Origin of the sequence: Lelliottia nimipressuralis (genome assembly GCF_041464075.1) — a bacterium.
GTDB classification, from domain to species: domain Bacteria; phylum Pseudomonadota; class Gammaproteobacteria; order Enterobacterales; family Enterobacteriaceae; genus Enterobacter; species Enterobacter nimipressuralis.
On sequence record NZ_CP167172.1, the window covers coordinates 1,009,103 to 1,028,686 of the forward strand.

18 protein-coding genes are annotated in these 19,584 nt (G+C 55.5%); 13 read left to right on the forward strand and 5 right to left on the reverse strand.

Going from position 1 to position 19,584, the window contains the following annotated elements:
- The first annotated feature begins 79 nt into the window (after positions 1-79).
- From phoA to adrA, 3 genes are all read left to right on the forward strand, one after another.
- Complete coding sequence (gene phoA, locus ACB496_RS04700; protein ID WP_371974581.1) at positions 80-1,495, forward strand: alkaline phosphatase; 1,416 nt, start codon at positions 80-82, stop codon at positions 1,493-1,495.
- Positions 1,496-1,587: 92 nt separating this feature from the next.
- Positions 1,588-1,908, forward strand: coding sequence for a phosphate starvation-inducible protein PsiF (gene psiF / locus ACB496_RS04705; RefSeq protein ID WP_102104324.1), 321 nt, complete (start codon positions 1,588-1,590; stop codon positions 1,906-1,908).
- Between the two features lie 89 nt (positions 1,909-1,997).
- A complete protein-coding gene (gene adrA, locus ACB496_RS04710; RefSeq protein WP_371974582.1) occupies positions 1,998-3,113 on the forward strand; it encodes a diguanylate cyclase AdrA in 1,116 nt (371 codons plus the stop codon).
- A gap of 16 nt (positions 3,114-3,129) precedes the next feature.
- Here the strand turns inward: adrA and proC are convergent, their stop codons facing one another.
- Positions 3,130-3,939 (reverse strand): pyrroline-5-carboxylate reductase, encoded by an 810-nt coding sequence (gene proC / locus ACB496_RS04715; RefSeq protein WP_100777452.1) that lies wholly within the window; start codon positions 3,937-3,939, stop codon positions 3,130-3,132.
- Positions 3,940-4,036: 97 nt separating this feature from the next.
- Here proC and ACB496_RS04720 point away from each other — a divergent pair, with 97 nt between their 5' ends.
- From ACB496_RS04720 to ppnP, 5 genes are all read left to right on the forward strand, one after another.
- The gene (locus tag ACB496_RS04720; protein WP_100777451.1) at positions 4,037-4,495 is read left to right on the forward strand and encodes a YaiI/YqxD family protein; all 459 of its coding nucleotides are present in this window, start codon (positions 4,037-4,039) and stop codon (positions 4,493-4,495) included.
- Positions 4,496-4,765: 270 nt separating this feature from the next.
- Complete coding sequence (aroL, locus tag ACB496_RS04725) at positions 4,766-5,290, forward strand: shikimate kinase AroL (RefSeq protein ID WP_102104321.1); 525 nt, start codon at positions 4,766-4,768, stop codon at positions 5,288-5,290.
- A 44-nt stretch (positions 5,291-5,334) separates the two neighbouring features.
- A complete protein-coding gene (gene yaiA / locus ACB496_RS04730; protein WP_100777449.1) occupies positions 5,335-5,526 on the forward strand; it encodes a protein YaiA in 192 nt (63 codons plus the stop codon).
- A gap of 238 nt (positions 5,527-5,764) precedes the next feature.
- Positions 5,765-6,442, forward strand: coding sequence for an AroM family protein (locus tag ACB496_RS04735; protein ID WP_100777448.1), 678 nt, complete (start codon positions 5,765-5,767; stop codon positions 6,440-6,442).
- Between the two features lie 71 nt (positions 6,443-6,513).
- Positions 6,514-6,801, forward strand: coding sequence for a pyrimidine/purine nucleoside phosphorylase (ppnP, locus tag ACB496_RS04740; RefSeq protein ID WP_100777447.1), 288 nt, complete (start codon positions 6,514-6,516; stop codon positions 6,799-6,801).
- Positions 6,802-6,855: 54 nt separating this feature from the next.
- On the opposite strand, the gene rdgC is transcribed toward ppnP, so the two are convergent.
- Positions 6,856-7,770 (reverse strand): recombination-associated protein RdgC, encoded by a 915-nt coding sequence (gene rdgC / locus ACB496_RS04745; RefSeq protein ID WP_100777446.1) that lies wholly within the window; start codon positions 7,768-7,770, stop codon positions 6,856-6,858.
- Positions 7,771-7,893: 123 nt separating this feature from the next.
- On the opposite strand from rdgC, the gene mak reads away from it, so the two are divergent.
- A complete protein-coding gene (gene mak / locus ACB496_RS04750; RefSeq protein WP_314520449.1) occupies positions 7,894-8,799 on the forward strand; it encodes a fructokinase in 906 nt (301 codons plus the stop codon).
- A gap of 294 nt (positions 8,800-9,093) precedes the next feature.
- Here the strand turns inward: mak and ACB496_RS04755 are convergent, their stop codons facing one another.
- The 3 genes from ACB496_RS04755 to sbcD form a co-directional block, all read right to left on the reverse strand.
- A complete protein-coding gene (locus ACB496_RS04755; protein ID WP_371974583.1) occupies positions 9,094-9,531 on the reverse strand; it encodes a hypothetical protein in 438 nt (145 codons plus the stop codon).
- Positions 9,532-9,719: 188 nt separating this feature from the next.
- Positions 9,720-12,857 (reverse strand): exonuclease subunit SbcC, encoded by a 3,138-nt coding sequence (gene sbcC, locus ACB496_RS04760; RefSeq protein ID WP_371974584.1) that lies wholly within the window; start codon positions 12,855-12,857, stop codon positions 9,720-9,722.
- On the reverse strand, positions 12,854-14,059 hold the full coding sequence (gene sbcD / locus ACB496_RS04765; RefSeq protein WP_123429396.1) for an exonuclease subunit SbcD: 1,206 nt from the start codon (positions 14,057-14,059) through the stop codon (positions 12,854-12,856). Before sbcD ends, sbcC begins: the two co-directional genes overlap by 4 nt.
- Before the next feature lie 180 nt (positions 14,060-14,239).
- Between sbcD and phoB the strand changes: the two genes are divergently transcribed.
- The 4 genes from phoB to proY all read left to right on the forward strand — a co-directional run bounded on the left by phoB (position 14,240) and on the right by proY (position 19,427).
- Positions 14,240-14,929, forward strand: a complete 690-nt coding sequence (gene phoB, locus ACB496_RS04770) for a phosphate response regulator transcription factor PhoB (protein ID WP_095280962.1) — start codon at positions 14,240-14,242, stop codon at positions 14,927-14,929.
- 21 nt (positions 14,930-14,950) lie between these two features.
- A complete protein-coding gene (phoR, locus tag ACB496_RS04775) occupies positions 14,951-16,246 on the forward strand; it encodes a phosphate regulon sensor histidine kinase PhoR (protein ID WP_102104313.1) in 1,296 nt (431 codons plus the stop codon).
- A gap of 409 nt (positions 16,247-16,655) precedes the next feature.
- Entirely contained in the window at positions 16,656-17,975 is a 1,320-nt protein-coding gene (gene brnQ, locus ACB496_RS04780) for a branched-chain amino acid transporter carrier protein BrnQ (protein WP_100777441.1), read from the forward strand.
- Positions 17,976-18,053: 78 nt separating this feature from the next.
- Positions 18,054-19,427, forward strand: a complete 1,374-nt coding sequence (gene proY, locus ACB496_RS04785; RefSeq protein WP_100777440.1) for a proline-specific permease ProY — start codon at positions 18,054-18,056, stop codon at positions 19,425-19,427.
- Positions 19,428-19,584 lie beyond the last annotated feature (157 nt).

The window sequence follows — 19,584 nt, forward strand, 5'->3', positions numbered from 1 at the left end:
AAAACTGTCATAGCATTGTCATAAGTTGTGCCTATAGTCGCTCTGTTTATTTTTATGTATTTGTACATGGAGAAATAAAGTGAAACAGAGCGCACTTTTCATCGCATTACTGCCTTTATTATTTACCCCTGCCATTTATGCCGACACCACGAATACCCAGGTGCTAGATAATCGCGCGGCTCAGGGAGATATCACGCAGCCGGGCGGCGCACGCCGTCTGTCAGAAGATCAAACCGAAGCGCTGCGTGCATCGCTAAATGATAAACCGGCTAAAAATATTATTTTGCTGATTGGTGATGGGATGGGCGATTCCGAAATCACCGCCGCGCGAAATTATGCCGAAGGGGCCGGTGGCTTTTTTAAAGGTATTGACGCATTGCCGTTGACCGGACAATACACCCACTACGCGCTGGATAAAAAAACCGGTAAGCCTGATTACGTGACCGACTCGGCGGCCTCCGCCACGGCGTGGACCACAGGCGTAAAAACCTATAACGGCGCGCTGGGCGTCGATATTCACGAAAAGGATCACCAGACCATTCTGGAGATAGCGAAGGCGGCTGGCCTTGCGACAGGTAACGTCTCAACGGCTGAACTGCAGGATGCAACGCCTGCGGCGCTGGTGGCGCATGTGACGTCGCGTAAATGCTACGGCCCGTCCGTGACCAGCGAAAAATGCCCGACCAATGCGCTGGAAAAGGGTGGCAAAGGCTCCATCACCGAACAGCTGCTGAATGCCCGCGCCGATGTGACGCTGGGCGGTGGGGCGAAAACGTTCGCGGAAACCGCGACGGCCGGGGAGTGGCAGGGCAAAACTCTGCGTGAACAGGCGCAGGCGCGGGGTTATCAGCTGGTGAGCGATGCCGCTTCACTAGCGGCGATCACCGAAGCGGGCCAGGACAAGCCGCTGCTCGGCCTGTTCTCGGACGGCAACATGCCGGTGCGCTGGGAAGGGCCAAAAGCTTCTTACCACGGCAACATCGACAAACCGGCGGTGACCTGCACGCCAAACCCGAAACGCGATGACAGCGTTCCGACGCTTGCGCAGATGACCGACAAAGCCATCACTTTGCTGAGCAAGGGCGAGAAGGGCTTCTTCCTGCAGGTTGAAGGCGCGTCGATTGATAAACAGGATCATGCGGCAAATCCGTGCGGTCAGATTGGCGAAACCGTCGATCTTGATGAAGCCGTGCAGAAAGCGCTGGCGTTCGCGAAGAAAGATGGCAACACCCTCGTGGTAGTGACCGCTGACCATGCGCACGCCAGCCAGATCGTGGCACCCGATACCAAAGCGCCAGGCCTGACTCAGGCGCTGAACACCAAAGACGGTGCGGTAATGGTGATGAGCTATGGCAACTCCGAAGGCGATTCCATGGAACATACCGGCACACAGCTGCGCATCGCGGCATATGGCCCGCACGCGGCAAATGTGGTCGGGCTGACGGATCAAACGGATCTGTTCTACACCATGAAAGCCGCTCTTGGCCTGAAATAAAGCGATCGCCCGGCGGAAATCCCCTTCCGTCGGGTGGTATTTTTCCCGTCACGAACCAGACTTACTGTGAACCTTCACAAAAGGATGGTGTTATGAAACTGACTCTTACTGTAACCCTGCTCTCTTCTCTGCTCCTGATGTCTGTGGCGTCCGCCGCCGAAAAAACGCTCACTCCGCAGCAGCAACGGATGACCACCTGTAATCAACAGGCGACAGCCCAGACGCTGAAAGGCGATGCGCGTAAAACGTACATGAGCGATTGCCTGAAAAACAGTTCGTCGAAACCGGGCGAAAAGAGCCTCACGCCGCAGCAACAAAAGATGCGCGAATGTAACGGCCTGGCGACGCAGCAATCCCTGAAAGGGGAAGACCGCAGTAAATTTATGAGCGCCTGCCTGAAGAAATCCGCGTAGTCCTAACGGGTGAGCGGTGCCAGCGGCTCACCCGAAATTTCATACTTTCCCCACAACACCCGTCTCTATAATTTGGGAAATGTTTCAGAATGTTCCCAAAAATTATGAATGACGATAACTTTTACAATAAAGACGTCACGCGAGAAGAGTGGCCCCAGAACCTTTCTCAGGATGACCACCATCGTTCCGGAATCCGATTTGCCCGGCGGGTAAGACTGCCGCGGATGTTCGGGTTAGCGGCGATGTTTTTCCCCATCGCAGGTGCGCTGGTCGCCCAGTCTCCGCCTGGAATCTGGTGGCTGGTGCTGGTGGGTTGGGCGTTTGTCTGGCCACATCTCGCCTGGCAGCTGGCTTACCGCGCCGCCGATCCACGAGCCAGCGAAATAAAGAACCTGAAAGTCGATGCCATTATGGCGGGGATCTGGATGGGGCTGATGGGGCTGAATGTACTTCCCACGGCGGCACTGACAATAATGATAGGCATGAATCTGATGGGGGCAGGGGGCGTTAAATTGTTCACTGCTGGTGCAACCATGACGATTATTGCGGCCCTGATCACCCTGAAACTCACCGGTGTCTCTCCCACCTTTACCCTCTCTTCGCAGGAACTCTGGCTGGCGCTGCCGGCGATGGTTCTCTACCCGATCTATTTTGCCTGGGTCAGCTATCAGACCGCCATCCGTCTGGCAGAGCACAAGCGCCGCCTGGAGCTAATGAGCACCCGTGACGGTATGACCGGCGTGTTTAACCGGCGTCACTGGGAAATTTTATTGCGCAATGAATACGACACTTGTCGGCGCAGCCATCGCGAGGCGGCGATCCTGATTATCGATATCGATCATTTCAAGAGTATTAACGATACCTGGGGGCATGATGTGGGCGATGAGGCGATCATTGCCGTCACCCGACAATTGCAATTAGCGCTACGCGCCGGGGATCTTATCGGGCGCTTCGGTGGTGACGAATTTGCGGTGATCATGAGCGGCACGCCAGCGGAGAGTGCCATTGCGGCCATGTCGCGTGTCCATGAGCGGCTGGCAACCTTAACGCTACCCTGCGCGCCGCAGGTACGACTGCGGATAAGCGTTGGCGTGGCAACGTTAACGCCTGAATTTGGCCATTATCGCGAGTGGCTAAAAGCCGCCGATGTGGCGCTCTACAAAGCGAAAAATGCCGGACGCAACCGCACCGAAGTGGCAGCCTGACGCCCGGCGCGCGTCATCAGGATTTGCTGAGATTCTCTGATTTTTCCATGCACTTATTCATCGCTTCAATCACCGCCGAGCGGAATCCGCGCTCTTCGAGAACGCGCACGGCTTCAATGGTGGTGCCGCCCGGTGAACACACCATGTCTTTCAGTTCGCCTGGATGTTTGCCCGTTTCCAGCACCATTTTGGCGGAGCCCATTACCGCCTGCGCGGCAAATTTGTAAGCCTGCGCGCGCGGCATCCCGCCGAGCACGGCGGCATCAGCCATCGCTTCAATAAACATGAACACATACGCAGGCGCGGAACCGCTGACGCCCACCACCGGATGGATCATCGATTCGGCAATCACTTCTGCTTCGCCAAAGCAGCGGAAGATGTTCAGCACATCGGCCACGTCTTCTGCTGTTACCAGCGCGTTAGGCGTCACGGAGGTCATTCCCGCATTGACCAGCGACGGCGTGTTTGGCATCGCGCGGACAATTTTCCGGTCGTGGCCCAGGGCGCGTGCCAGCTGATCGAGGGTCACGCCCGCCGCAATGGAGACCACCAGCGTGTCTTTGTTCAGGCTGGAGGTGATGTCGCTCAGCACTTTAATCATGATGTTAGGTTTAACGGCGCCAAAGACGATGTCGGCAATCTGCGCGACATCCTGTGCGCTTTCGGCGGCATTAATGCCGTATTCATCATGCAGCGCGGCAACTTTATCCGGTGACGGGGTATAGACCCAAATCTGCCCTGGCAATACCTGACCGCTGGCAATCAGACCGCCGAGAATGGCTTTTCCCATATTGCCGCAGCCGATAAAACCGATTTTTTTGTCCATCACGTCTCTCCGTTATTATCCGTTGTGAGTTCTGATTTATAGCTTAACAACGAAAAGCAGGCGACAATAGCCACCAATGTCATCCAGGGGAGAAAGTATGGCGATTTGGGTGGATGCGGATGCGTGTCCGAATGTCATTAAAGAGATTTTATTCCGCGCGGCTGAGCGCGTGCAGATGCCGCTAACGCTGGTGGCAAACCAGAATCTGCGTATTCCGCCGTCGAAATTTATCCGTTCAATGCGCGTTCCGGCCGGGTTTGACGTGGCAGATAACGAAATTGTGCGCCTGTGCAGCCCTGAGGATTTGGTGATTACTGCCGATATTCCTCTGGCGGCAGAGGTGCTGGAGAAGGGCGCAGCGGCGCTGAATCCGCGCGGTGAACGCTACTCACCGGCGACGATCCGCCAAAAGCTGACCATGCGTGATTTTATGGATACCCTGCGGGCCAGCGGTGTGCAGACCGGTGGGCCAGATTCGCTCTCGCAGCGTGACCGCCAGCAGTTCGCCGCGGAGCTGGATAAATGGCTGCTGGAAGTGAAGCGCCGTACTGCGTAATGATAAGCATTGCTGTTTTGTGATATAGTGTGGCAACCGCAGGGTTGTCATCGCCTGGTGCTTTACAGTAAAGTTGACGTACCCGCTCATGCAATAATTTCTTTACAGAGAACAAGCGTTAAAAGCACGCCAGACGCTCTCTGTCATACAAACATAATCTTGTTGTAATCCTATTTTTACAGTTACCTTGCGTACTAGTTTAATGGTATTATTGCTCGTTTTTCGACATTACACACCGCAACCATGCGGTATCAAGGGGAACACCTGGCTATGACCCAACCCATCTTTTTAGTTGGCCCCCGTGGCTGCGGTAAAACGACCGTCGGCCTTGAACTGGCGCGTGTCAGTCAGAGCCAGTTTGTCGATACCGATCACTGGCTGCAAACTCAGGCCCGCCAGACCATTGCCGAGATTGTCGAAAAAGAAGGCTGGGAAAGTTTCCGCGCGCGTGAAAGCGACACTCTGGAAGCGGTAACCGCACCGTCGACCATCATTGCTACCGGCGGCGGCATTATCCTCGCAGAGCGTAATCGCCAGTTTATGCGCGAGAAAGGGATTGTGATTTACCTGTGCGCGCCCGTGTCTACGCTGGTGGAGCGCCTGGAAGCATTCCCGGAAGAGGGGCAACGCCCGACGCTGACCGGGAAACCAATCAGCGAAGAGGTGAGCGAGATCCTCGCCGAACGCGACGCCCTGTATCGCGAAGCGGCGCACCACGTGATCGACGCCGCACAGTCGCCGGAACAGGTCGTAAATCAGATTGTTACCGCCCTGCGTTTGGCTTGCGCCAGCTAGCAGGCGTCTATACTCATAGTTTAGCCGTTAAAAAAGGATGAACTATGCCAACCAGACCGCCATACCCACGTGAAGCGCGCATTGTCACTATTGAAAAAGGCACCGGTGCCCAAACCGTGACCTGGTATCAACTGCGTGCGGACCACCCAAAGCCGGACTCCCTGATCAGCGAACATGAAACTGAGCAGGAAGCGCTGGATGCCAAGCGCCGCTACGAAGATCCTGAAAAGTCCTGATACAAATCTGAAATCGATAACAACCGTGCCTGAATCACACTTTTAACTCAGCGTGAATGTTAAGTGGGGGTTAATATTTAGTTATTACAGTGAGATTCAGACCGGGCGTTGGATCTTTACATTTCGGTGTAGGGATATGCTGCTACGCTTTTGACCTGTTTAAGCTGAAACAAGAACCGCGCAGCGTATTGAGCTTGTGCCTGTATTATCGCAATGGTAGTGAAGAAAGGCGAAAACGATGAAGGCAACATTGGCGATCCTCACCATCGGGGTGGTCCCTGTCAGCGAAGTGTTACCGCTCTTAACTGAGCATGTCTCCGAACAGCAAATCACCCATCTTAGCCTGCTCGGCAAGATGAGTCGGGAAGAGGTCATGGAAGACTACGCACCTGCAGATAATGAGGTGACCCTGCCGACATTGTTAAGCGACGGTAAACTCGCGCATGTTTCACATCACAAAATCGAGCGTGCTTTACAGGGCGTGATCGAAGTGCTCGATAATCAAGGATATGACGTCATCCTGTTAATGAGCACCGCCCCGATTTCGGGTCTTATGGCGCGAAACGCTATCCTCCTTGAACCGATGCGGATTATCCCTCCGCTGGTGGCCTCGATTGTCGACGGGCATCAGGTCGGAGTAATCGTGCCGATTGCAGAGCTGCTGGAGAACCAGATAGCGAAGTGGAAAGTCCTGCAAAAACCGCCGCTGTTTGCGCTGGCAAATCCGATCTGGGATAGCGAAGCCAAACTGATATCGGCAGGACGTGAACTGCTGGAGCAGGGCGCCGACGTTTTGATGCTCGATTGTCTCGGTTTTCACCAGCGACATCGTGATTTGTTGCAAAAAGCCCTCGATGTACCGGTGCTGCTCTCGAACGTTCTGGTAACCCGTCTGGCGTCTGAATTACTGGCCTGATGATTTTGCGTGACAGGCACGGAGGATGGCCCCTATAGTGGATTTTTATCCAAAGACATAAGGGCCAGTTCATGCTTTCGAGTAACGAATACTTTTCCGGTAAAGTGAAATCCATTGGTTTTACCAGCAGCAGTACTGGCCGTGCCAGTGTGGGCGTTATGGCTGAAGGGGAATATACCTTTGGTACCGCAGAGCCTGAAGAGATGACGGTGATCAGCGGCGCGCTGAACGTGCTGTTGCCTGGCGAAACCGAATGGAAGGCGTACACCGCCGGAGAAGTCTTCAACGTCCCTGGCCACAGCGAATTCAACCTGCAGGTTGCAGAGCCAACCTCTTATCTGTGCCGTTATCTGAAATAAAAAAAGGCCGGGTAGCGTTGATGCTGACCCGGCCTGCTTCTCTGATTTGAGAATTTAGCGCTGCGCTTCGCCGCCTAAACCTTCCACCAGATTCTGAATCAATGCCGCCAGCTCACCCGTCATCAGGATAAAGTCCGCATCAAAACGCTGGGCGAAATCTTCACGATCGATATCTTCGTTTTGATCGCGCAACTCATCGCAGAACTTCAGACGCTTAATCGAGCCATCGTCGCACATCACGAACTGAATGCGCTGCTGCCAGTCGAGTGCCAGCTTGGTCACCAGTTTGCCGGCTTCGATATGGACTGCGATTTCGTCGCAGACCAGATCCTGTTTCTTCGCGCGGATCACGCCGCCATCTTCGAGGATCGCTTTTAGCTCGGCTTCGTCCAGCAGCTGGAAACCTTGCGCCGCGCTGCCGCTGCGAACCCATTCGGTGAGGGTCAGTTCAATCGGGTTTTCCATCGCCAGCGGAACCACCGGCAGCGAGCCCAGGCTCTTACGCAGCAGAGCCAGCGTATCTTCTGCTTTCTTGGCGCTGGCGCAGTCCACCATGATCAGACCGTTCACGGTGTCGATCCACATCATGGTCTGGCTGAATCGGCTAAAGGCGCGAGGCAGCAGAGAGTGCAGCACTTCATCCTTCAGGGAATCTTTTTCCGTTTTTTTCAGCTTGCGGCCCTGTTCAGCCTCCAGCTTGAAGATCTTCGCTTCCAGCGCCTGCTTCACCACCGGTGACGGCAGGATTTTCTGTTCCTGGCGCGCGCAAAGAATGATTTGACCATTGGTTGTCGAGTGGGTCAGCGCATCGCTTTGAGAACCCATCGGAGAAACCCAACCGGTTTTTGCCATATCCTGGCTACCGCATGGGGTAAAGGTGTAAGCGGCTAACTGTTTTTCCATCTCTTCCGCACGCAGCGAAACGTCGCGGCTGAGACGGTAAACCATCAAATTTTTGAACCACAGCATGATAATTTCCACGGCCTTGTCGTTAAATCAGCGGGCATGATAACGAATTGTGGCAGTGCTTGCATTGCTAATCGGGTAGCCTGCTTCTACTCTGTTGATAATCAAAATAATGAGGAGAGTCCAGTGCGTATTGGTATTGATTTGGGCGGCACCAAAACAGAAGTCATTGCGCTGAGCGATCGCGGCGAGCAGCTCTTTAGACATCGTCTTCCGACGCCGCGTGACGACTACCAGCAGACTATCGAAACCATCGCACAGCTGGTGGACATGGCGGAAAAAGCCACAGGGCAGACCGGCTCGGTTGGGATGGGGATTCCAGGCTCGATTTCGCCTTACACCGGCGTGGTAAAAAATGCGAACTCAACATGGCTCAACGGTCAGCCGTTTGATAAAGATCTGAGCGCGCGCCTGAACCGCGAAGTGCGGCTGGCAAATGACGCCAACTGCCTTGCTGTCTCTGAAGCGATTGACGGCGCGGCGGCGGGCGCACAGACCGTATTTGCGGTCATTATCGGCACCGGCTGCGGCGCAGGCGTGGCCTTCAACGGTCGCGCCCATATCGGCGGCAACGGGACGGCGGGCGAGTGGGGGCACAATCCGCTGCCGTGGATGGACGAAGACGAACTGAAATACCGCGCCGAAGTGCCATGCTATTGCGGCAAACAGGGCTGTATCGAAACCTTCATCTCCGGGACCGGCTTTGCCACCGACTATTGCCGCCTGAGCGGACAACCGCTCAAGGGCAACGAAATTATGCGTCTGGTAGAAGAACAGGATGCGGTGGCCGAACTGGCGCTGAGCCGCTATGAAATGCGCCTGGCGAAATCCCTGGCGCACGTGGTGAACATTCTCGACCCGGATGTGATCGTGCTGGGCGGCGGGATGAGCAACGTCGACCGTATCTACACCACGGTTCCGCAGCTGGTGAAGCAGTGGGTGTTCGGCGGTGAATGCGAAACGCCGATCCGCAAAGCGGTGCACGGTGATTCCAGCGGTGTGCGTGGCGCGGCGTGGTTGTGGCCTAACTGATCGTCCATATTATTCGGCTGTGAAAAAGCCTGATGTAAAACGTCAGGCTTTTTATTTTATCTGGAATGATAAGCGTTGCTGATAAATAGGTTTACATGGACTGTGTGTTTACATCGATATTACATTTAAAGAAGATGAAATAATCTTTGCAGTGAACAGTCGCGGTGCTGGTCACTAGCATGCTTTTCTGCGATGGATTAACCGGAATAGAAACGGATTTTGACGTGCCGATATTGACACAGCCTTGTAATAAGAAAGCGGCAATCACCAACGAAATACAACTTGTTTTTTTCATTATAATCCTCTCAAAATCTCAGTACGTTTTGCCTGGTATTCTTTGGTACTAATAAGTTTCTGAGACTTTAACTTATCCAGTTCTTCCAGTCGGGTTGCCACGGTTTCGTTGGCGGCAGGTGCTGGCGCTGCAACGGATGCCGTTGCGGGCGCATTTTCCATCACCCCAACCGGCGTCATGTCTAGATTCACTTTGCAGGTGATAATAAACAGAATATCTTTGCAGCGTGCGGTGGCATTAGTATCAACAACGATATGATCGGCGCCGGGTTGTGGTGTGACCTGAATAGTTTTAGTGGTGGATACCGTTGCACAACCAGCCAGAGCAATTGGTAATAACACAGGAAGCAAATAGCGCATAAAGCCCTCAGTCAAATGTTGCTCCCGACCAGTGAAATAATATCCACTGATCTGAATAAGCCAGATAATAATAAACAAGAAATCAACCACAACGGAACGGTGGGTAATATGCGAGTTAGAAATATCTTATGGGAGCGAAAAACGTCGCCATAGGGTAAGTAATATTGAAAATGGCTTTTTGATCACCGTCACACTTTTTGCGATTTGTAATCCCCTGACATAAAAGAATGGGGGCCGCAAAGCCCCCATTGATCGCGTGACCGCGCTTACTCCACAGCAAAGGCTCTGTCTAACTTGCTGTACCCGAGCCCGTTAATTTTCTTCACTTTGATTTGTACCGGTATGCGCTCTTTCATCGCCTCGACATGGCTGATGACGCCGATGGTTTTGCCCGTGGCGTTCAGGGCATCGAGCGCATCGAGCGCCGTATCCAGCGTTTCGCTGTCCAGCGTACCAAAGCCCTCATCAAGGAACAGGGAATCTATTCGCGTTTTATGGCTCACCAGATCTGACAGCGCCAGCGCCAGCGCAAGGCTTACCAGGAAACTCTCCCCGCCGGAGAGGGTGCGCGTATCGCGCACGGCGTCGGCCTGCCAGGTATCGACCACTTCCAGCTCCAGCGCATCGCTGGCCTTGCGTTGCAGCAGATAGCGCCCGTGCAGGCGGTTGAGCTGCTGGTTGGCCAGCCACACCAGATTATCGAGGGTCAGCCCCTGGGCAAATTTACGGAACCGGTCGCCGGTGCTTGAACCGATCAGCGCGTTCAGATATCCCCAATCATCCGCGAGACGCGCGGCTTCTTCAATCTGCTGCATCAAGCCCTGCTGATGAAGACGGTTATCGCTATCCTGCTTCAGCTGCTGGCGGATCTCGCCCTGACGCGTCGTATTTTCGCGCAGCTGCTGTGCCAGTTGCTGTAATTGCGCCTGCAATGCCTGTACGTCCAGATCCGCCGGCAGCGCTTCCGGTTGCTTTTCCCTATGCTCCAGACGCTGCTGATCCGCCTGTAAGGCCAGCGCAGAGGATTGCTGGAGCTGTTGTTCCAGCGTATGTTTCAGCTGTTCCAGCTTGCGCACGGTATCGCCATCAAGCAGTGCGGCAAGGAACGCGGCTTCACTGGCAAAACTGCTCTCCTGGAGCGCAGTCGCAAACTGGGTTTGCAGCTGTGCCAGACGCTCGCGATCGCTCTGCTCCTGCTGTTGCAGGGTGGCGAGCTGGCTTTGCAGGGAGATGCAGTCGTTGTGAATTTCGCGCCAGTTATCGGGGACCGGCTCGTCCGCCGTTTCATCTTCGGATGCGGGCAGCGTGTCGAGAAGCGGCATCAGGACGTTCATTTGTTCCTGAAGGGCCGTCAGCTGCTTCTGCTTTTCCTGCCACTCATTCGATTCGGTTTCACGCAGTGCCAGCCACGCGCTCTCTTCGCCCTCTTGCGGCGCGGTGAGGGCGAGCGGCGTTAATGCGCTCAGCAAGGTCTGGCGCTGGGTATCAATCTGCTGCTGAATCTGGTGAATCTGCTGTTCCAGTTCGTTGAGCTGATTCTGCAAGGCCAGGCGTTGGCTGAGCTGATACAGCTGGCGCTCGTACTGTTCCTGCTCCTCCAGCCAGGGGGCAATATCTTCCTGAATGTTCAGGCTCGCCTTCAGTGACGCGCACACCGACTGCCACTCCTGTGTGAGCGCTTGCTCCTCCTGAGTGAGCGTCAGGGTTTCTGCGGTTTCGCGCTCACGCTGGTCTATCAGCGCTTTCAGCTGTCCGCGCAGCAAGAGTCCCTCTTCTTCAAGCCGTTTCACTTCGGCGTGCAGTTCATCGCGGCGACGTTGGTTAGCGCTAACCTCCAGCGCCTGATACTGCGCCACGGCAGGATGTTCGGTTGCACCGCACAGCGGGCAGGGTTTACCCGCCTCGAGGCTGGCGCGGTGCGCCTCCAGACCCTTGATCAGCGCTTCCTGTTCGCACAGGGTTTTCAGATCCAGATAGTGCTGGTTTTTCTCTTTGTACTGCTGGCGTCGCGCAGCCAGGGTTTGATCAAGCGTGGCCTGCGCGGCCAGGTCTTTTTCCTGCGTTGCCCGCATCTGTAACAGCCGTTTTTGCAGCGGCTGATAGCGGGCATGCAGTGTGGCGAGACGCTGGCGCGCCGGGCGATACTGCACCTGATGCTCTAACGCCTGCGCGGTCTCTTCTGCGGATAGCGTCAGTGAAGTGAGCGGCAGCGCGGCCAGTTTTTGTTGCAGTTCAGTCAGACGCTTACCCAGCGCCACTGCCTGAGATTTATCCCGCTGCTGCTGGGTAAATAACGCGCGCCAGCCGCCAATGTGCTGGCTCAACAGACCGAAGTGGTTGTGTTCGTCGATCCAGCTGGCGAGCGATTTGTGCTGTGACTGGAGCCGCTCTGCCTCACGCATTGCACCGTTACGGATCCGCGCCCGCTGGCCCTTGCGTGAAAGTAAGCGAGTATTTACTTCGGAAATCTGCTGCTGCGTGCGGGCGAGCGTCGACGCCTGCTCCTGCTGACGGTCCCAGAGCGGGCGCAGCGCCAGCGCAGGCTGTGCCTGCTGCAGTTTAAGCAGTTCCGGTTGGGCGTCGGCCTGTGCCTGTAACGCCTGTTGATGTGCCGATTGCGCACGTAGCTGTTCACGCGCCAGCTCTTCGCTGCGCACCAGCCACTGATGTTGTGCCTGGCGGTTTTGCTGTTCACTGAGCAGCGTTTTTTCTTCGTCAGTCAGTGCTTGCAAACCCTGATGGAGCTGCTGTTGCTGTTCTTCGCTCAGCAGCACCACGCCTGCCGCCTGCGCTTCGCGCATCTCCAGCTCGGTTCTTGCCGTTTTGTGTTTTTCAAACACCATGGCGGAGATTTGGCCGTAGATCTCGGTACCGGTCAGCTCTTCCAGCAGCTCGGCGCGCTCTTTGGGTTTGGCATTTAAAAACGCCGCGAACTGCCCCTGCGACAGCAGCATCGAACGGGTGAAACGGCCATAATCCAGCCCGGTCAGGGAGGCGGTCAGATCGAGTTTATCTTTCACCTTATCGGCGAGAATTTTGCCGTCTTCGCACCGGGCAAGCTCCACGCGCGGTGCCTGTAAGTTCCCGTCCGGCTGGTTACGGGCGCGGTTCTGGCTCCAGAATGCGCGATAGGCCACGCCTTTCACTTCGAACTCCACTTCGGCGAGGCACTCCGCCGTGTCGCGGGTCATGAGATCGTTTTGCGATTGCGACACCGTGTTCAGACGCGGCGTCTCATGGTACAGCGCCAGGCAGATGGCATCGAGCAGGGTCGTTTTACCCGCACCGGTCGCGCCCGTAATGGCAAACAGGCCGTTGCTGGCAAACGGCTCGGCGGTGAAGTCGATTTTCCACTCGCCCTTCAGGGAGTTGAGGTTTTTCAGACGCAGGCTGAGAATTTTCATGCGTTGTTTTCCTCGTCATGCAGCGCGTGCAGGGTCTGGGTAAAGAGTTCGTTGAGGCGCGTGCGCTGTGCGTCGTCCAGCGCTTCCTGCGCCAGGCGGCGCTCAAATACCTCTTCCACGTTTAATTCGCTGAGGGTTTCGCGCTGCGCGCTTAAGAGAATTTTCTCGCGCTGTTCGCGGCTGCGGCGCACCAGCAATACCTCTACAGGCAGATCGTCGGTCAGGGTCTGGATTTTGCGCTGCATGTCGTGCAGATATTCATCGGTGCTGATTTCAATATCCAGCCAGACGGGAGGCGACTGTTCCAGGCCGCGCCACTGTTCAAGCTGCGCAGAAATGGCGGCCAGATCGCCTTTGAGCATCGCCAGCGGTTGTGTCACCGGTACGGTTAACGTCTCGACTGCGCTCAGTTTGCCCTCGGCAAAACTCACCAGATGCACGCTTTTGCCTTTGCCGGTTTCATCAAAGCTGAGGGAGATCGGTGAGCCGCAGTAGCGGATATGCTCGCAGCCGCCAATGATCTGCGCGCGGTGAATGTGGCCGAGCGCGATGTAATCCGCTGGCGGGAAATTCTGCGCCGGGAACGCATCCAGCGTACCAATATAAATCTCGCGCACCGCGTCACTTTTGCTGGCACCGACGGTGGTCAGATGCCCGGTAGCAATGACCGGCAGCGGCGCATCACCGCGCAGCGCGCAGGCCTCGGCGTACTGCTGGTGATAATAGTCCGTGATGGCCTGCAGCAGATGCTGCTGTTTTTCGCCGCCGGAAAGCCCAGCCTGGCTCTGAACGATGTCACGCGGGCGTAAAAAAGGAATCGGGCAAAGCACGGCACCCGGCGTTCCGTCGCGTTTTTTGAGGATTTGCGGGGCATGTCCGGCGTTTGCCACTACAGTAGTATTCAGAAACGCAAGAATATCGCGGGATTCGTTGAGCGTGGCGACGGAATCATGGTTGCCCGCGACGATCACCAGATGGCAGCCTGTTTGCTGCAGATTGACCACGAAGCGGTTATACAGCTCACGCGCATAGCTCGGCGGCGAGCCGGTATCAAAAATGTCCCCTGCAACAATGATCGCGTCCACCTCCTGCGACTGCGCCGTCTCCAGCAGCCAGTTCAGGAACGCTTCATGTTCGGCGGCGCGACTTTTGCTGTAAAAATTTTGCCCCAGATGCCAGTCCGAGGTGTGGAGTATGCGCATAACAGTTCCATGGCAAAAAAGGGTGAAGGGGATTATAAGCTTTCAGGGCTGGAAAATAACCGCTGTAATAAAACAACAGTTTGCCATTCATGGTGGTAATGTTTTTCATAAATCTGTCATAAATCTGACGCATAATGGCGCCGCATTACAAACTGATACTTTAATAAGACAGGGCAAAGTATGGCGAGACGTATTCTGGTCGTAGAAGATGAAGCTCCGATTCGCGAAATGGTGTGCTTCGTGCTCGAACAAAATGGCTTCCAGCCGGTTGAGGCGGAAGATTATGACAGCGCGGTGAATCAACTCAACGAACCCTGGCCCGATTTGATTCTGCTTGACTGGATGTTGCCCGGCGGTTCTGGCCTGCAATTTATCAAGCACATTAAACGCGAAGCGATGACCCGCGATATCCCGGTGGTAATGTTGACGGCGCGCGGTGAAGAGGAAGATCGCGTGCGCGGTCTTGAGACCGGCGCAGATGATTACATCACCAAGCCGTTCTCGCCGAAAGAGCTGGTGGCGCGTATCAAAGCCGTCATGCGCCGTATTTCGCCGATGGCGGTGGAAGAGGTGATCGAAATGCAGGGGTTAAGCCTCGACCCGACCTCACATCGCGTGATGACCGGCGAAAACCCGCTGGATATGGGCCCGACAGAATTCAAACTTTTGCACTTCTTTATGACTCACCCGGAACGCGTCTACAGCCGCGAACAGTTGCTGAATAACGTCTGGGGGACTAACGTCTATGTCGAAGACAGGACGGTCGATGTCCATATTCGCCGCTTGCGTAAAGCGCTGGAACACAGCGGCCACGATCGAATGGTGCAGACGGTCCGCGGTACGGGTTATCGTTTTTCGACCCGTTTCTGAACAATGACAGGAGTGTGACGCGTGCTGGAACGTCTGTCATGGAAAAGGCTCGTTTTTGAACTGATCTTATGTTGTATTCCCGCCGCCATTCTGGGGGCGATTTTTGGTTATCTGCCGTGGTTTTTACTGGCGGCAGTGACCGGCCTGCTGGTCTGGCATTTCTGGAATTTACTGCGTCTCTCCTGGTGGCTGTGGGTCGATCGCAGCATGACGCCACCGCCCGGCAGCGGCAGCTGGGAGCCGTTGCTTTACGGCTTGCATCAGATGCAGATGCGAAATAAAAAGCGCCGTCGTGAGCTTGGAAGCCTGATCAAGCGCTTTCGCAGCGGTGCCGAATCGCTGCCGGATGCGGTGATTCTGACCACCGAAGAAGGGACGATGTTCTGGTGTAATGGCCTGGCACAACAGCTGCTGGGGCTGCGCTGGCCGGACGATAACGGCCAGAATATCCTTAACCTCCTGCGTTATCCTGAATTCACCCTTTATCTGAAAAAACGCGACTTTACCCGCCCGCATAATCTGGTGCTGAACAATGGCCGTCACCTTGAGTTTCGCGTGATGCCCTACAGCGATCAGCAGTGGCTGATGGTGGCGCGCGATGTGACCCAGATGCACCAGCTCGAAGGGGCGCGGCGTAATTTCTTTGCCAACGTCAGCCACGAGCTGCGCACGCCGTTGACGGTGCTGCAGGGGTATCTGGAGATGATGCAGGAGCAGACGCTGGAGGGGGCGCCGCGAGAGAAAGCGCTTCACACCATGCGCGAGCAAACGCATCGTATGGAAGGGCTGGTGAAGCAGCTGCTTACCCTGTCAAAAATTGAAGCGGCACCGACGCTGGCGATGAATGAAACCATCGACGTGCCGATGATGCTGCGGGTGGTTGAGCGGGAAGCCCAGACCCTGAGCCACAAAAGGCATCAGTTCACTTTTGAGCTGGACAGCAGTCTGAAGGTGCTCGGCAGCGAGGACGAACTGCGCAGCGCGATTTCAAACCTGGTCTATAACGCGGTGAACCATACGCCAGAGGGCACGCAGATTATTGTGCGCTGGCAGCGCGTCCCGACGGGGGCGGAGTTTAGCGTCGAGGATAACGGGCCGGGGATTGGACCGGAGCATATTCCGCGTCTGACCGAGCGTTTCTATCGCGTGGATAAAGCGCGTTCGCGGCAGACAGGCGGCAGCGGGCTGGGGCTGGCGATTGTTAAGCACGCCGTGAATCACCACGACAGCCGCCTTGATATTCAGAGTACGCCGGGCAAAGGCACGCGCTTCAGTTTTGTTATCCCGGAACGTTTAATTGCCAAAAAAAGTGCCTGACAACGTGTGTGTCAGCCCTCCTTTCCACAGGCCAGCTTATGCTGGCCTGTTTGCTTTGCAGTCAAGCGAAACGTGAATGAATTTTATACGGATGTTGCTTTTTTGTTCGCATGATTAGCCATGAGTTTTTCTTAACCTTAGAGGATTGTTCTGGTCTGAATTTTCATGCTGGCATATTGTTCTGGTTTTCAGATCCCTCCTTGCCTTTAAACGTTATAAGCGTTTAAATTGCGCCCCATATACTGTCATACCGACTGTATTTACGTGGTAAATCGAAAAACTATTCTTCGCCACGGCATGACGGGAGCATATCCCGCTGAAATTGAGTAAATTTTCCGCTGTATCGTCCCCTTTGGGATGGCGAAAATCTCAACGTTTTCAACACCACATCCACAGGCAGTAAGGTTCTATGACCCATCATTTAAAATCGCGTGACATCATCGCGCTGGGCTTTATGACTTTTGCGCTGTTCGTCGGCGCAGGTAACATCATTTTTCCTCCTATGGTTGGCCTGCAGGCGGGTGAACACGTCTGGACAGCGGCGATTGGCTTCCTGATTACTGCGGTCGGTCTTCCGGTTCTGACCGTGATCGCGCTGGCGAAAGTCGGCGGCGGCGTGGACAGCCTCAGCACCCCGATCGGTAAAGTGGCGGGCGTTCTGCTGGCAACCGTGTGCTATCTGGCGGTGGGTCCACTGTTTGCGACCCCGCGTACTGCAACGGTCTCCTTCGAAGTGGGGATTGCTCCCCTGACCGGTGACGGCGCGCTGCCGCTGCTGATTTACAGCCTGGTCTACTTCGCGCTGGTGATTCTGGTCTCCCTCTATCCGGGCAAACTGCTGGATACCGTGGGTAACTTCCTCGCGCCAATGAAAATTCTTGCGCTGATCGTGCTGGCCGTTGCAGCCATCATGTGGCCAGCAGGCCCGATCAGCGAGTCGCTGGACGCCTACAAAACGGCGGCCTTCTCGAACGGCTTTGTGAACGGCTATCTGACCATGGACACCATGGGCGCGATGGTCTTTGGTATCGTCATCGTTAACGCCGCGCGCTCTCGCGGTGTGACCGAAGCGCGTCTGCTGACCCGCTACACCATCTGGGCTGGCCTGATGGCGGGCGTCGGTTTGACGCTGCTGTATCTGGCGCTGTTCCGTCTGGGCTCTGATAGCGCGACGCTGGTCGATCAAAACGCGAACGGCGCGGCGATCCTCCATGCCTACGTTCAGCACACCTTCGGCGGAGCGGGGAGCTTCCTGCTGGCGGTACTGATTTTCCTGGCCTGTCTGGTGACGGCTGTTGGCCTGACCTGCGCCTGTGCAGAGTTCTTCGCCCAGTATATTCCGCTGTCCTATCGCACGCTGGTGTTCATCCTTGGCGGCTTCTCAATGGCGGTTTCTAACCTTGGTCTGAGCCACCTGATTCAGGTCTCCATTCCTGTGCTGACCGCGATTTATCCGCCGTGTATCGTGCTGGTGGTGCTGAGCTTTACCCGTCCCTGGTGGAACAATTCCTCGCGAATTATTGCCCCAACGATGTTTATCAGCCTGCTTTTTGGTATCCTTGACGGGATTAAAGCATCCGCATTCGGTGGGATCCTGCCAGCCTGGACACAGCGTCTGCCGCTGTCAGAGCAAGGCCTGGCCTGGTTAATGCCGACCGTTGTCGCACTGGTTCTGGCTATTATCTGGGACCGTGCAGCAGGGCGTCAGGTGACTTCCAGCGCGCATTAATCAACGACAAATTGTTTAACCACGGGGCTTATGGCCCCGTGGTTTTTTGTTTTTTTCGAGTTGAATGGCAAGATTTAAATGGAAAGCACGAACAAACTCAAACGTGGGCTAAGTACCCGCCACATTCGTTTCATGGCGCTTGGCTCGGCAATCGGGACAGGCCTTTTTTATGGCTCGGCAGATGCCATCAAAATGGCCGGACCCAGCGTGCTGCTGGCGTACATTATCGGCGGCGTCGCGGCCTATATCATCATGCGTGCGCTGGGTGAAATGTCGGTACACAATCCGTCAGCCAGCTCTTTCTCGCGCTATGCCCAGGAAAACCTCGGCCCGCTGGCGGGCTACATTACCGGCTGGACCTACTGTTTCGAAATCCTGATCGTGGCGATAGCCGACGTGACGGCGTTCGGCATCTATATGGGCGTCTGGTTCCCGCTGGTGCCGCACTGGATCTGGGTGCTAAGTGTGGTGCTGATCATCTGCGCCATCAACCTGATGAGCGTGAAGGTCTTCGGTGAGCTGGAGTTCTGGTTCTCCTTCTTCAAAGTGGCGACGATTATCATCATGATTGTGGCGGGCTTTGGCATCATCATCTGGGGGATTGGCAACGGCGGGCAACCGACCGGCATCCATAACCTCTGGAGTAACGGCGGGTTCTTCAGCAACGGCTGGCTGGGGATGGTGATGTCGCTGCAGATGGTGATGTTTGCCTATGGCGGTATCGAAATTATCGGTATCACTGCGGGTGAAGCCAAAGACCCGGAGAAATCCATTCCGCGCGCCATCAACTCGGTGCCAATGCGTATCCTGGTGTTCTACGTGGGCACGCTGTTCGTGATTATGTCCATCTATCCATGGAATCAGGTCGGGACCAACGGCAGTCCGTTTGTGCTGACCTTCCAGCACCTGGGCATCGCGTTTGCCGCCAGTATCCTGAACTTTGTCGTGCTCACGGCGTCGTTCTCCGCCATTAACAGCGACGTTTTCGGCGTAGGGCGTATGCTGCACGGCATGGTAGAGCAGGGCAACGCGCCGAAAGTGTTTGCGAAAACCTCTCGTCGCGGTACGCCGTGGGTCACGGTGATGGTGATGACTGTCGCGCTGCTGCTCTCGGTCTATCTGAACTACATCATGCCGGAAAACGTCTTCCTGGTGATTGCGTCCCTGGCGACCTTTGCGACGGTCTGGGTGTGGATCATGATTCTGATTTCGCAGATTGCGTTCCGCCGCCGTCTGCCGCCGGAAGAGGTGAAAGCGCTGAAATTTAAAGTGCCGGGCGGCGTCGCGACCACGGTCGTTGGCCTGATTTTCCTGGTCTTTATCATCGGGCTAATTGGCTATCACCCTGACACCCGCATCTCCCTGTACGTGGGCTTTGCGTGGATTGTTCTGCTGCTGGTGGGATGGGCGTTTAAACGCCGCCGCGAGCGTCAACTGGCCGAAGCGCAGTAACATAAAAATGCCGGGTGGCGCTCTGCTTACCCGGCAAACATGCTTTTCGCGATAAAACGCCTCCTCCCTCCACCTCCTCCCCCAATAAACCTTTTCATGATGAGTTATCCTCCACTACGCTGTGGCAAGGTGGCCTCAATTTCATCAAAGGGGATAC

Bases quoted from the DNA above. Each gene is read 5' to 3' on its own strand.
- psiF (WP_102104324.1), top strand. From the start codon at position 1,588: ATGAAACTGACTCTTACTGTAACCCTGCTCTCTTCTCTGCTCCTGATG.
- adrA (WP_371974582.1), top strand. From the start codon at position 1,998: ATGTTCCCAAAAATTATGAATGACGATAACTTTTACAATAAAGACGTC.
- proC (WP_100777452.1), bottom strand. From the start codon at position 3,939: ATGGACAAAAAAATCGGTTTTATCGGCTGCGGCAATATGGGAAAAGCC.
- ACB496_RS04720 (WP_100777451.1), top strand. From the start codon at position 4,037: ATGGCGATTTGGGTGGATGCGGATGCGTGTCCGAATGTCATTAAAGAG.
- aroL (WP_102104321.1), top strand. From the start codon at position 4,766: ATGACCCAACCCATCTTTTTAGTTGGCCCCCGTGGCTGCGGTAAAACG.
- yaiA (WP_100777449.1), top strand. From the start codon at position 5,335: ATGCCAACCAGACCGCCATACCCACGTGAAGCGCGCATTGTCACTATT.
- ACB496_RS04735 (WP_100777448.1), top strand. From the start codon at position 5,765: ATGAAGGCAACATTGGCGATCCTCACCATCGGGGTGGTCCCTGTCAGC.
- ppnP (WP_100777447.1), top strand. From the start codon at position 6,514: ATGCTTTCGAGTAACGAATACTTTTCCGGTAAAGTGAAATCCATTGGT.
- rdgC (WP_100777446.1), bottom strand. From the start codon at position 7,770: ATGCTGTGGTTCAAAAATTTGATGGTTTACCGTCTCAGCCGCGACGTT.
- sbcC (WP_371974584.1), bottom strand. From the start codon at position 12,857: ATGAAAATTCTCAGCCTGCGTCTGAAAAACCTCAACTCCCTGAAGGGC.
- sbcD (WP_123429396.1), bottom strand. From the start codon at position 14,059: ATGCGCATACTCCACACCTCGGACTGGCATCTGGGGCAAAATTTTTAC.
- phoB (WP_095280962.1), top strand. From the start codon at position 14,240: ATGGCGAGACGTATTCTGGTCGTAGAAGATGAAGCTCCGATTCGCGAA.
- brnQ (WP_100777441.1), top strand. From the start codon at position 16,656: ATGACCCATCATTTAAAATCGCGTGACATCATCGCGCTGGGCTTTATG.
- proY (WP_100777440.1), top strand. From the start codon at position 18,054: ATGGAAAGCACGAACAAACTCAAACGTGGGCTAAGTACCCGCCACATT.